Below are 12,856 nucleotides of genomic sequence, written 5' to 3' on the forward strand. Positions count from 1 at the left end.
CGACATGAGCAGTATCGACCCTAAACAGTTCGGCAAGGTGGCGGTGTTGCTCGGCGGCGAGTCCGCCGAGCGCGAAGTCTCGCTGAATTCCGGCCGTCTCGTGCACGAGGCGCTTTGCAGCGCGGGCATCGACGCGCATCGCTTCGACCCGTCCGAGCGGCCGCTTTCGGCGCTCAAGGACGAGGGTTTCGTGCGCGCGTTCAACGCGCTGCACGGCGGCTACGGCGAGAACGGCCAGATCCAGGGCGCGCTCGACTTCTACGGCATCCGCTATACGGGCACCGGCGTGCTCGGCTCGGCGCTCGGGCTCGACAAGTTCCGCAGCAAGCTCGTGTGGCAGCAGCTCGGCATTCCGACGCCGCCGTTCGAAGCCGTGCTGCGCGGCGACGACTATGCGGCCAAGGCGCCCGCGATCGTCGCGAAGCTCGGGTTGCCGCTCTTCGTGAAGCCGGCGAGCGAAGGTTCGAGCGTGGCCGTGATCAAGGTGAAGGCCGCGGATCGACTCGTGGCCGCCATCGAAGAAGCCGCCAAGCACGACAAGATCGTGCTGGTGGAAAAGAGCATCGAGGGCGGCGGCGAGTACACCGCGTGCATCGCGGGCGACCTCGACCTGCCGCTCATCAAGATCGTGCCCGCGGGCGAGTTCTACGACTACGACGCGAAGTACATCCTCGACACGACGCAATACCTGATTCCGTGCGGCGTCGCGCCCGAGGAAGAAGTGCGCCTGAAGGCGCTCGCGCGCCGCGCGTTCGACGTGCTCGGCTGCACCGACTGGGGCCGCGCCGACTTCATGATCGACGGCGCAGGCAACCCGTACTTCCTCGAAGTGAACACGGCGCCGGGCATGACCGATCACTCGCTGCCGCCCAAGGCGGCGCGCGCGGTCGGCATTGCCTATCAGGACCTGGTCGTGAAGGTTCTTTCGCTCACGCTGAAGGATTAGGCCCCCAACCAACCCGGATCGACGAATTGCTTCGAGCCCTTTGAGACAACAATCGCACCCGCCTCGACATGTGGAATAACGTACGCCAGCTCAACCTCGCCGCCAACGCCCTGCACGCGCTGCTCGTGCTCGCGCTGCTGGCGGCCGGCGGCATCTGGCTGGTGCAGCGCCCGAACTTCGCGCTGCGCGAAATCCGCGTCGAGGGCGACACCGATCACATCAACGCGCCCACGGTGCGCGCGAGCGTGGTCGGCCATCTCAAGGGCAACTTCTTTACCGTCGATCTGGACGCCGCGCGCCAGATGTTCGAGCAGATGCCGTGGGTGCGCCACGCGAGCGTGCGCCGCGTCTGGCCGAATGCGCTCGCCGTGTCGCTCGAGGAGTACAAGCCGCTCGGCACGTGGGGCAGCGATCAGCTCGTGAGCACGGACGGCGAGCTCTTCACGGCCAACCAGGGTGAGCTGGATCAGGATCTGCCCGCGTTCGACGGGCCGGATGGCAGTGCGAAGGAAGTGGTGGCGCGCTACCACGACTTCCAGAAGTGGTTTGCGCCGCTCGGCCTCACGCCCGACGAAGTGACGCTCTCGCCGCGCTACGCGTGGACGGTGAAGCTTTCGAACGGCATGGAGGTGGAGCTGGGCCGCGAGCGCAATGCGGACACGCTCGGGGAGCGTGCGCACCGGCTCATCGTCGCATGGTCGGCGGTCACGCAACGTTGGGGGAAAGATATCGAATATGCGGACTTGCGCTATCCGAACGGTTTTGCGATTCGGGCGGCCGGCATGCGCTTCATCAGCGACACGGCCCCGGGCAAAAAGTAACAGCACATCACACGCAACGAGCACGCTATGAGTAAAGACTACAAGGATCTGCTGGTCGCCCTCGACATCGGGACGTCGAAGGTGGTGGCCGTCGTCGCCGAAATGAAGGGCGATGGCCACTACGAGGTGATCGGTCTCGGCCAGAGCGAATCGAAAGGACTCAAGAAGGGCGTGGTGGTGAACATCGAGGCCACCGTGCAGTCCATCCAGCGCGCGCTGGAAGAAGCGGAACTCATGGCCGATTGCAAGATCACTAACGTGTTCACCGGCATCGCGGGCAGCCACATCCGCAGCTTCAATTCGAGCGGGATGGTCGCGATCAAGGAGAAGGAGGTCACGCAGACCGATGTTGCGCGCGTGATCGAAACGGCCAAGGCGATCAACATCCCGACCGACCAGCAGGTGCTGCATATCCTCACGCAGGAATTCATCATCGACGGTCAGGAAGATGTGCGCGAGCCGATCGGCATGAGCGGCATCCGCCTCGAAGTGAAGGTGCACATCGTGACGGGCGCGGTGAGCGCGGCGCAGAACATCGTGAAGTGCGTGCGCCGCTGCGGCCTCGAAGTGAACGACCTGATCCTGCAGCCGCTCGCATCGTCGCTTGCCGTGCTGACCGACGACGAGAAGGAACTGGGCGTGGTGCTGGTGGACGTGGGCGGCGGCACGACCGACATCGCGATCTTCAGCGAAGGCGCGATTCGCCACACGGCCGTGATTCCGATCGCGGGCGACCAGGTGACGAGCGACATCGCGATGGCGCTGCGCACGCCCACGCCCGATGCGGAAGACATCAAGGTGAGCTACGGCATCGCGAAGCAGGCGCTCGCCGATCCGGACGAGATGATCGAAGTGCCGGGGCTCGGCGAGCGCGGTCCGCGCACGCTGTCGCGCCAGGCGCTGGCGGCCGTGATCGAGCCGCGCGTGGAAGAGCTGTTCTCGCTCGTGCAGCAGGTGGTGCGCGAGTCGGGTTACGAAGAACTGCTGAGTTCGGGCGTCGTGCTGACGGGCGGCGCCGCGATGATGCCGGGCATGGTCGAGCTCGGCGAAGACATTTTCCTGAAGCCGGTGCGCATCGGCGTGCCGGAGTATGCGGGCGGTCTTGCCGACGTAGTGCGCAACCCGCGCTACTCGACGGCGATGGGCCTGCTCGTGGAAGGTCGCTCGCAGCGCATGCGCGGGCGCAAGGTTGCGGTGCAGTCGGGGTCGATGGGGCAGGTCTTCACGCGCATGAAGGACTGGTTCCTCGGCAACTTCTGACGAGGGTTTTGCGGTACGGGTTTGCGCAGGTAAGCGCTGGTGACGGCGGCTGGCGCGCGGTGGAGGGTTGCCCGATCTTCCACCGGATAACGGCCGAGGAGCGGTATCTTTTTCTTGACGGAGGCAACATGGAATTCCAGATGCTGGAAACGGAAACCAACGGCACCATCATCAAGGTGGTGGGCGTCGGTGGCGCTGGCGGCAATGCCGTGCAGCACATGATCAACCGCGGCGTGCAAGGCGTCGATTTCATCGTGATGAACACGGACGCGCAGGCACTGTCGCGTTCGCGCGCATCGGCTGTGATCCAGCTCGGCAACACGGGTCTGGGCGCCGGTGCGAAGCCGGAAATGGGCCGCGCGGCGGCGGAGGAAGCGCGCGAGCGCATCGCCGACGCACTGCTCGGCGCGCACATGGTGTTCATCACCGCGGGCATGGGCGGCGGCACCGGCACGGGCGCAGCCCCGGTCGTGGCGCAGATCGCCAAGGAGATGGGCATTCTGACCGTTGGCGTCGTGAGCAAGCCGTTCGAATTCGAAGGCGGCAAGCGCATGCGCGTGGCAGAAGCCGGTGCGCAGCAACTGGAGGATCACGTCGACTCGCTGATTGTCGTCCTGAACGACAAGCTGTTCGACGTGATGGGCGATGACGCCGAGATGGACAAGTGCTTCCAGTGCGCGGACGACGTTCTGAACAACGCAGTCGCAGGCATCGCCGAAATCATCAACGTCGACGGTCTCGTGAACGTCGACTTCGAAGACGTGAAGACGGTGATGGGCGAGCAGGGCAAGGCGATGATGGGCACGGCCACGGTGGCCGGCGTCGATCGCGCGCGCCTCGCGGCGGAACAGGCCGTGGCGAGCCCGCTGCTCGAAGGCGTCGACCTGTCGGGTGCGCGCGGCGTGCTGGTCAACATCACGTCGAGCCGTTCGCTGCGTCTGTCCGAAACGCGTGAAGTGATGAACACCATCAAGAGCTACGCCGCGGAGGACGCGACGGTGATCTTCGGTGCCGTGTACGACGACGCGATGGGCGACGCGCTGCGCGTGACCGTGGTCGCGACGGGTCTTGGCCGTGCGGCGAAGAAGCAGCAGTCGGCCGCGCCGATGACGCTCCTGCGCACCGGCACGGACAACCATCCGATCCCGGCGATGCAGACGTACGCACCGCAGGCGACGGCGGGCACGACGGCCGACTACGGCGCGCTGGATACGCCGGCGGTGTGGCGCACCTCGCGCGACACCGCGGCTTCGCACGTGCAGGCGCTGCAGGAAAAGGGCGTCGACACGTACGACATCCCGGCGTTCCTGCGCAAGCAGGCGGACTGAGTGCATGCGGTCTGGCTGCGGTGCGGGATCGGGGTAGGGCACTAACGCGCCCGCTCCGGCCGGCATCCAGACAGACGGTGCACGCGTCGCAATGAAGGCCAGCAGGGCCGCATCCGTGAGGATCCGCGGCAGGGACGGCTGTCCGCCACGCTTTAGCGGGCGGCAAGGGTGGCGTGCCGCCTGACGATCCTGAAAGACTGATGGCGGATAATTGCGGGATACCGCGTGTAACATGCAGACGCATCGATGCGAAGGACGAGCCATGATCAAACAGGGTGAAGCACTGCCCGACGCGACCCTCTACGAATACGTCGAGGACGCGCGCGAAGGCTGCGCGCTGGGGCCGAACAGCTTCAGCGTGCGCGAGCAGACGGCGGGCAGGCGTGTGGTGATCTTCGGATTGCCTGGCGCATTCACGCCCACCTGCTCGGCGAAGCACGTGCCGGGTTATGTCGAGAAGGCGGACGCGCTTGCCGCGGCCGGCGTCGACGAAGTCTGGTGCGTGTCCGTCAACGACGCGTTCGTGATGGGCGCGTGGGGGCGCGATCTGCGCACCGCGGGCAAGGTGCGCATGATGGGCGACGGCAGTGCGGCTTTCACCCGGGCGCTCGGTCTGGAGCAGGATTTGTCGGCGCGTGGCATGGGAATCCGTTCCCAGCGCTACGCCATGGTGGTCGAAGACGGCGTGGTCAAGACGCTGTCCGTCGAAGCACCCGGCAAGTTCGAAGTAAGCGATGCGGCGAGCATCCTCGCCACGTTGGGCTCCCCGTGAGCGTTCACGCCCGTGTCACGTTGCCGCAGCGCAACGGGCCGGCGGCGCAAATGTGACGGGTCATTACGTGGCATCAGGCGGGCTGGTGACTGGAAACGCCTCCGTTCCGGTCATCGGCTCGTCGTTTATCCTGATAGCGTAACAACGGGAAACAGATTGTCACGCCCCGGAAAACGACGGATCCCGCGCATCTGGAGTATAATTCGCGCTATGAATTAAAAAGTCCCGATTGGGATTTTCAATGAGCGGAATACTATGTTGAAGCAGCGAACCATCAAATCGATCGTGAAGACGGTCGGCATCGGCCTGCATTCGGGCCGCAAGGTCGACCTGACGCTCCGCCCGGCGGCGCCGGACACGGGCATTGTGTTTTCGCGCGTCGATTTGCCGAACGCAGTGGACATCCCCGCGTCGGCGCTGGCGATAGGCGACACGCGCCTTGCCTCGGTGCTGCAGAAGGACGGCGCGCGCGTCTCGACGGTCGAGCACCTGATGTCCGCGTGCGCGGGCCTCGGCATCGACAACCTCTACGTCGACGTGACCGCCGAAGAAATTCCCATCATGGACGGCAGTGCGGCCTCGTTCGTGTTCCTGATCCAGTCGGCGGGCATCGAAGAGCAGAACGCGCCGAAGAAGTTCATCAAGGTCAAGAAGCCCATCGAGATTCGCGAGGGCGACAAATTTGCCCGTCTCGACCCGTATTTCGGCTTCAAGCTCAAGTTCACCATCGATTTCCGCCATCCGGCCGTGGACAAGACGGGTCAGGTGCTCGAAGTCGATTTCGCGAACACTTCGTACGTGCGCGAAATCGCGCGCGCCCGCACGTTCGGCTTTGCGCACGAGTTCGAAATGATGCGCGACCTGGGCCTCGCGCGCGGCGGCAGCCTCGACAACGCCATCGTGCTGGACGAATACCGCATCCTCAACAACGACGGCCTGCGCTACGACGACGAGTTCGTGAAGCACAAGATGCTCGACGCGATCGGCGACTTGTATGTGGTGGGGCATCCGCTTCTCGCTTCGTACACGGCGTACAAGTCGGGACACGGTCTGAACAACGCGCTGCTGCGCGAGTTGCTGAAGCACGAGGATGCCTGGGAGATCGTGACGTTCGACGACACGCAGAAGGCGCCGCGCGGTTTCGGCTACGAGGCGCAAACGGCGTTTGCCTGATTGAGACCTGAAGGCTCGGCTTCGCAGAGTCGACGCAATAGGTAACAAAAAAGGGTGGCTTGATGCCCCCCTTTTTCATTTCGCGTTGCGATTGTCTAACGTTTCCTCACGTGGCGCGCAGCCATTTTTGCCAGCGCTTCCTGGAGCGGCGAGGGCGGCAGATCCTCGCTGAGCGCTATCAGCGCTGCGGCGCCCGCCGGCGACATGCGAGCCTGCTTGGGCGGCTTGGGGTCCTGGACCGACTGGGGCCGCACGCGAATGCGCACCGAATCGACCGGCCAGCCGCGCGCGCGCAGGTCGGCTACGAGACGCGGTTCGAGGTGCCGCAGCCGCGCCGCGAGCGCGTTGTGCGCGGCGAAGAGGGCGAGCTGCCCGTCCTTGATGAAGCCGGGTTCGACGCTTGTTGCCAGATAGTCGGGCAGGAGCGCCTGCAGATCGCGCCGCATCGAAGCCATTTGCTCGACGCCGGCGCGCAGCGGCGCAAACGCGTCGGTGCGGCTCAGCACCTCGGCCACGGGCTGCGCGTAGCGCGGCCTGGATGACTTTGAAGGCGGCCTTGAAAACGGCGAGAAACGGCTCATGTCGGATAGGTGGGGAGTGCGCGCGCGTGGCTCGCGACCAGATGTCGTCATTGTAGCCTGCGCGATGCGTACCCACGCGCCTTCCGGCCGTTCGGCCAGGGCCCGCCCGTCGGCGGTTCCGGGCCGCCGGGAGGCTTCCGGCGCGGGCATTTCGCGCGTGCATCCCGTCTCGCGCCTGACACGGGCGGGTCTGGGGGCGCGTGCTAAAATGCCCGATTCGAATCCACCAATTTGGGCTTAAGCCGCCGAGGTCCTTCCGATCCGGGTGCATCGCGTACGTCGGATGCTGTTTGCGTCTGATGGGCGAAGGAATCCCGGCTGAAGCCGCGACGCAGACACCGATCCGATGACCACCGGTTTCTTACAGAAAATCTTTGGCAGCCGCAATCAGCGCCTGATCAAGCAATATCAGAAGACGGTCGTGGCGATCAATGCGCTCGAACCGCAGATCGAGCAATACACCGACGAGCAACTGCGGGCGAAGACTGCCGAGTTCCGCGAGCGCGTCGCGAAGGGCACGTCGCTCGACGAATTGCTGCCTGAAGCCTTCGCGGTTTGCCGCGAGGCCAGCAAGCGCGTGCTCAAGATGCGCCACTTCGACGTGCAGCTGATCGGCGGCATGGTGCTGCATTACGGCAAGATCGCCGAAATGCGCACCGGCGAAGGCAAGACGCTTGTCGCGACGCTGCCCGTGTATCTGAACGCGTTGTCGGGCCGCGGCGTTCACGTCGTGACGGTGAACGACTACCTCGCCCAGCGCGACGCCGAATGGATGGCGCGCCTCTACAATTTCCTCGGTCTCTCCGTCGGCATCAACCTGTCGCAGATGGACCACGCGATGAAGCAGCAGGCCTACGCGTCGGACATCACCTACGGCACGAACAATGAGTTCGGCTTCGACTACCTGCGCGACAACATGGTCTACGAGACCGAGGCGCGCGTGCAGCGGGCGCTGAACTTCGCGGTGGTCGACGAAGTGGACTCGATCCTGATCGACGAAGCGCGTACGCCGCTCATCATCTCGGGCCAGGCCGAAGACCACACCGAGCTCTACGTGCGCATGAACGCGCTGCCGCCGCTGCTCGAGCGCCAGATCGGCGAAGAGAAGGCCGACGGCACGGGCGTCGAGAAGCCGGGCGACTACACGCTCGACGAAAAGGCGCGCCAGGTGTTCCTCACGGAATCGGGCCACGAAAAGGCCGAGCGTATGCTCGCCGAGTGGGGCCTGATCGGCCAGGGCGAGAGCCTCTACGCGCCGCAGAACATCACGCTCATGCACCACGTGTACGCCGCGCTGCGCGCACACACGCTGTTCCACAAGGACCAGCACTACGTGGTGCAGAACGGCGAAGTGATCATCGTCGACGAATTCACCGGCCGTCTCATGGCCGGCCGCCGCTGGTCGGACGGTCTGCACCAGGCCGTGGAAGCGAAGGAACACGTGAAGATCCAGAGCGAGAACCAGACGCTCGCCTCGATCACGTTCCAGAACTACTTCCGCATGTACGCGAAGCTCTCGGGCATGACCGGTACGGCCGACACCGAAGCGTACGAATTCAATGAGATCTACGGGCTCGAGACGGTCGTGATCCCGACCAACCGCGTGCCCAAGCGGATCGACAAGCAGGACCAGATCTACAAGACCGCGCGCGAGCGTTACGACGCCGTGATCCGCGACATCCGCGAGTGCTACGAGCGCGGCCAGCCGGTGCTGGTGGGCACCACGTCGATCGAGAACTCGGAACTGCTTTCGCATCTGCTCACGAAGGCTGGCCTCCCGCACGAAGTGCTCAACGCGAAGCAGCACGCGCGCGAAGCCGCGATCGTCGCCGAAGCGGGCCGGCCGCAGCGCATCACGATCGCCACCAACATGGCGGGCCGCGGTACCGACATCGTGCTCGGCGGCAACGTGGAAAAGCAGGCCTCGTTCATCGAAGCCGACGACGCGATTCCGGCCGACGAGAAGGCGCGCCGCATCCAGAAGCTCAGCGACGAATGGCAGACGCTGCACGATCAGGTGAAGGCCGCGGGCGGCCTGCACATCATCGGCACCGAGCGCCACGAGTCGCGCCGGATCGACAACCAGCTGCGCGGCCGCGCGGGCCGTCAGGGCGATCCGGGCTCGTCGCGTTTCTATCTGTCGCTCGAAGATCCGCTTCTGCGCATCTTCGCGGGCGACCGCGTGCGCGCCATCATGGACCGCCTCAAGATGCCGGAAGGCGAGGCGATCGAAGCGGGCATCGTGACGCGCTCGATCGAATCGGCGCAGCGCAAGGTCGAAGCGCGCAACTTCGACATCCGCAAGCAGCTGCTCGAATACGACGACGTGTCGAACGACCAGCGCAAGGTGATCTACCAGCAGCGCAACGAGCTGCTCGAAGCGCATGACATCACCGAGACGATCGGCGCGATGCGTCATGGCGTGATCACCGAGATCGTCCATCAGTTCGTGTCGCCGGGCAGCATCGAGGAGCAGTGGGACGTTCCCGAGCTCGAGGAAGTGCTGCGCAACGAGTGGCAGCTCGACCTCGCGATCCAGGAGATGATCAACGAGTCGTCGTCGATCGACGCCGAGGAGATTCTGGAAGCCGTGCAGGTCGCCGCCGACGAAGGCTACGAGCAGAAGGTCACGCTGGTGGGCCGCGAATCGTTCAGCGCATTCGAGCGCTCGGTCATGCTGCAGACGCTCGACCGCAGCTGGCGCGAGCACCTGGCCGCGCTCGATCACCTGCGTCAGGGCATCCACCTGCGCGGTTATGCGCAGAAGAATCCGAAGCAGGAATACAAGCGCGAGGCGTTCGAGCTCTTCGCCGCGATGCTCGAAGCGGTGAAGCAGGAAGTCACGCGTATTGTCATGAACGTGCAGATCCAGTCGCCGGAACAGCTCGAACAGGCCGCCGAGCAGCTCGAAGAGCAGGGCAGCCATCTCGAGAACGTGGAGTTCCGCCACGCCGAGTTTGCCGAAGCCGCTGCGGGACCGACGGCTGCGGCGCCGGCCGCGGCCGATGCCGCCGCGGCGATGGTGGGCGCGGCCATGAGCCATGCCGGCCAGAGCGCGGCACCCGACGGCCAGGACGTGCCGAAGGTGGGCCGCAACGACCCGTGCCCGTGCGGCAGCGGCAAGAAGTACAAGCAGTGCCACGGCAGGATTTCGTGATGTGAGGCGGCGCGCGCGGTTGCGGTATTTGCCGCGTTTGTAAATGCGCTTGTAAATGCATTCGTCACTGCGTTTGCAAATGCGCGCCGCCGCGCAGCACATGCGACTCCGCCGTTGATTTCGGTGGCCTGGACCTGGTTCCAGGCCTTGCCTTTTGATTCCCAATGCCGGCCAGGCTCGATGCGCCTCGGCCGGCATTGCCTTTTCGACAGGTCGCCACCATGGCTGTCAATTTCCCCTCGATCGATCCCGCACAACTCCATCCGGTCGCCGGCGTGACGCTGGGCTGGGCCGAGGCCAACATCCGCAAGCCCAACCGCAAGGACGTGCTCGTGATCTCCGTCGACGAAGGCGCGAGCGTTGCGGGCGTGTTCACGCTCAACCGCTTCTGCGCGGCGCCCGTGACGGTGTGCCGCGAGCACCTCGCGAAGGTGCGCGCAGGCGGCAAGGGCATCCGCGCGCTCGTGATCAACACGGGCAATGCGAACGCGGGCACGGGCGAGCCCGGCCTCGCTAACGCGCGCGCGACCTGCGACGCGCTCGCGAGCCTCGCGGGCATCGAGCCCTCGCAGGTGCTGCCGTTCTCGACCGGCGTGATTCTGGAGCCGCTGCCGGTGGATCGTCTGATCGCCGGCTTGCCCGCCGCGCTCGAGAACCGCAAGGCCGCGAACTGGTACGACGCCGCCCAGGCGATCATGACGACCGATACGCTGCCCAAGGCCACGTCGCGCCAGGTCGCGATCGACGGCCATACGGTCACGCTCACCGGCATCAGCAAGGGGGCCGGCATGATCAAGCCGAACATGGCGACGATGCTCGGCTTCCTCGCGTTCGACGCGAACGTGGCGCAGCCGGTGCTCGACGAACTCGTGAAGTACGTGGCCGACCGCTCGTTCAACTGCATCACCATCGACGGCGATACCTCGACCAACGACTCGTTCATCCTGATCGCCTCGGGCAAGTCGAGCCTGCCGGCCATCACGTCCACCGATTCGCCCGCCTACGCGGCGCTGCGCGACGCGGTGACGGAAGTCGCGCAGACGCTCTCGCAGCTCATCGTGCGCGACGGCGAAGGCGCGACCAAGTTCATGACCGTGCAGGTGGAAGGCGGCAAGGACGTGGCCGAGTGCCGCCAGATCGCCTACGCGATCGGCCACTCGCCGCTCGTGAAGACGGCCTTCTACGCCTCCGATCCCAACCTTGGCCGCATCCTGGCGGCGATCGGCTATGCGGGCGTGACCGACCTCGACGTCGAAAAGATCGACCTGTATCTCGACGACGTGCTCGTCGCGAAAGCGGGCGGCCGCAATCCCGAGTACCGCGAGGAAGACGGCCAGCGCGTCATGAAGAACAGCGAAATCACGATCCGCGTGCTGCTGGGCCGCGGCAATGCGCAGGCCACGGTGTGGACCTGCGACCTTTCGCACGACTACGTGAGCATCAACGCGGACTACCGCTCCTGATTCCGCTTTCAAGCCTTCAAGCCTATGGACAAGCTCGAACAGTTTCTGACCCGCGCCGAGGCGCTCCTCGGCCGACTCGAAGCCGTGCTGCCGCCCGCGGCACCCGACGTGGACTGGAACGCCGCGGTGGCGTTTCGCTGGCGCAAGCGCCAGGGGCGCGGCTACCTGCAGTCGGTGCCTTCGGTTTCGCCGATCTCGCTCGACGACTTGCAGAACATCGACCGCCAGAAGGACCTCATCGAGCGCAACACGCGCCAGTTCGTGCAGGAGAAGCCCGCGAACAACGTGCTGCTCACGGGCGCGCGCGGCACCGGCAAGTCTTCGCTCATCAAGGCGTGCCTGAACGCGTTCGCGAAGGACGGCCTGCGGCTCATCGAAGTGGACAAGGACGACCTGCACGACCTGGGCGACATCGTCGACCTGATCGCGACGCGCCCCGAGCGCTTCATCGTGTTCTGCGACGACCTCTCGTTCGAGGACGGCGAATCGGGCTACAAGGCGCTCAAGGTGGCGCTGGACGGCTCGGTCGCCGCGCAGGGCGACAACGTGCTGATCTACGCGACCTCGAACCGCCGCCATCTGCTGCCCGAGTACATGAGCGACAACGAGACGTACAAGCACATGCCCGACGGCGAAATCCATCCGGGCGAGGTGGTGGAAGAGAAGATCTCGCTGTCCGAGCGCTTCGGCCTGTGGGTGAGCTTCTATCCGTTCAAGCAGGACGACTACCTGACGATCGTCGGCCACTGGCTGCGTCACTTCGGCTGCAACGACGCCGAAGTGGAGGCCGCGCGCGGCGACGCGCTGGTCTGGGCGCTGGAGCGCGGGTCGCGCTCGGGCCGCGTGGCGTGGCAGTTCGCGCGCGACTGGTCGGGCAAGAAGGTGCAAGGAGCATGAGCGGCGAGACGAAAGACGCTGCCGCAACGGCGCGCCCCGTGACCGAAGTCGCCGTGGGCGTGATCGTGCAGCCCGACGGTCGTTATCTGCTCGCCCAACGTCCCGCAGGCAAGCCTTACGCGGGCTATTGGGAGTTTCCGGGCGGCAAGCTGGAGGCGGGCGAATCGGTCGAGGCCGCGCTCGCGCGCGAGCTGCACGAAGAACTGGGCATCGACGTGAAGGCGTGCCATCTCTGGCACACCCTCGAGCACGATTACCCGCACGCCTATGTGCGGCTCTTCTTCTGCAAGGTGACCGAGTGGACCGGCGAGCCGCACGGGCGCGAGGGCCAGGCGTTCGTCTGGCAGTCGTTGCCGGCGAGCGTCGAGCCGCTGTTGCCGGCGACGATTCCGGTGCTCGAGTGGCTGGCCGCCGAGTGACGCGGTGAGCTGGTGCAAACGGAAAGGCCGCTGTGCGAT

11 protein-coding genes are annotated in these 12,856 nt (G+C 65.4%); 10 read left to right on the forward strand and 1 reads right to left on the reverse strand.

The window, feature by feature from the left end:
• Nucleotides 1-4 precede the first annotated feature (4 nt).
• From U5760_RS30690 to lpxC, 6 genes are all read left to right on the forward strand, one after another.
• Nucleotides 5-946, forward strand: coding sequence for a D-alanine--D-alanine ligase (locus U5760_RS30690; RefSeq protein ID WP_322016065.1), 942 nt, complete (start codon nucleotides 5-7; stop codon nucleotides 944-946).
• A gap of 68 nt (nucleotides 947-1,014) precedes the next feature.
• Entirely contained in the window at nucleotides 1,015-1,767 is a 753-nt protein-coding gene (locus U5760_RS30695) for a cell division protein FtsQ/DivIB (protein ID WP_322016066.1), read from the forward strand.
• Between the two features lie 27 nt (nucleotides 1,768-1,794).
• The gene (ftsA, locus tag U5760_RS30700) at nucleotides 1,795-3,027 is read left to right on the forward strand and encodes a cell division protein FtsA (RefSeq protein ID WP_028228647.1); all 1,233 of its coding nucleotides are present in this window, start codon (nucleotides 1,795-1,797) and stop codon (nucleotides 3,025-3,027) included.
• Nucleotides 3,028-3,155: 128 nt separating this feature from the next.
• Nucleotides 3,156-4,355 (forward strand): cell division protein FtsZ, encoded by a 1,200-nt coding sequence (ftsZ, locus tag U5760_RS30705; protein ID WP_322016067.1) that lies wholly within the window; start codon nucleotides 3,156-3,158, stop codon nucleotides 4,353-4,355.
• A 262-nt stretch (nucleotides 4,356-4,617) separates the two neighbouring features.
• Nucleotides 4,618-5,127, forward strand: coding sequence for a peroxiredoxin (locus tag U5760_RS30710; protein ID WP_322016068.1), 510 nt, complete (start codon nucleotides 4,618-4,620; stop codon nucleotides 5,125-5,127).
• Between the two features lie 255 nt (nucleotides 5,128-5,382).
• Nucleotides 5,383-6,300: a UDP-3-O-acyl-N-acetylglucosamine deacetylase gene (gene lpxC, locus U5760_RS30715; RefSeq protein WP_322016069.1), complete on the forward strand. Its 918-nt coding sequence runs from the start codon at nucleotides 5,383-5,385 to the stop codon at nucleotides 6,298-6,300.
• A 95-nt stretch (nucleotides 6,301-6,395) separates the two neighbouring features.
• Here the strand turns inward: lpxC and U5760_RS30720 are convergent, their stop codons facing one another.
• Nucleotides 6,396-6,881, reverse strand: a complete 486-nt coding sequence (locus U5760_RS30720) for a DUF721 domain-containing protein (RefSeq protein WP_322016070.1) — start codon at nucleotides 6,879-6,881, stop codon at nucleotides 6,396-6,398.
• A gap of 346 nt (nucleotides 6,882-7,227) precedes the next feature.
• On the opposite strand from U5760_RS30720, the gene secA reads away from it, so the two are divergent.
• From secA to mutT, 4 genes are all read left to right on the forward strand, one after another.
• Complete coding sequence (gene secA, locus U5760_RS30725) at nucleotides 7,228-10,038, forward strand: preprotein translocase subunit SecA (RefSeq protein WP_322016071.1); 2,811 nt, start codon at nucleotides 7,228-7,230, stop codon at nucleotides 10,036-10,038.
• 221 nt (nucleotides 10,039-10,259) lie between these two features.
• The gene (gene argJ / locus U5760_RS30730; RefSeq protein WP_322016072.1) at nucleotides 10,260-11,501 is read left to right on the forward strand and encodes a bifunctional glutamate N-acetyltransferase/amino-acid acetyltransferase ArgJ; all 1,242 of its coding nucleotides are present in this window, start codon (nucleotides 10,260-10,262) and stop codon (nucleotides 11,499-11,501) included.
• A gap of 24 nt (nucleotides 11,502-11,525) precedes the next feature.
• Nucleotides 11,526-12,398: an ATP-binding protein gene (locus tag U5760_RS30735; protein ID WP_322016073.1), complete on the forward strand. Its 873-nt coding sequence runs from the start codon at nucleotides 11,526-11,528 to the stop codon at nucleotides 12,396-12,398.
• Nucleotides 12,395-12,817 carry an 8-oxo-dGTP diphosphatase MutT gene (gene mutT / locus U5760_RS30740; RefSeq protein WP_322016074.1) on the forward strand — a complete coding sequence of 141 codons (423 nt, stop codon included), beginning with the start codon at nucleotides 12,395-12,397 and terminating at the stop codon, nucleotides 12,815-12,817. The genes U5760_RS30735 and mutT overlap by 4 nt, the downstream gene beginning before the upstream one ends.
• Nucleotides 12,818-12,856 lie beyond the last annotated feature (39 nt).

This window comes from Paraburkholderia sp. J12, assembly GCF_905220215.1.
Classification (GTDB): Bacteria; Pseudomonadota; Gammaproteobacteria; order Burkholderiales; family Burkholderiaceae; genus Paraburkholderia.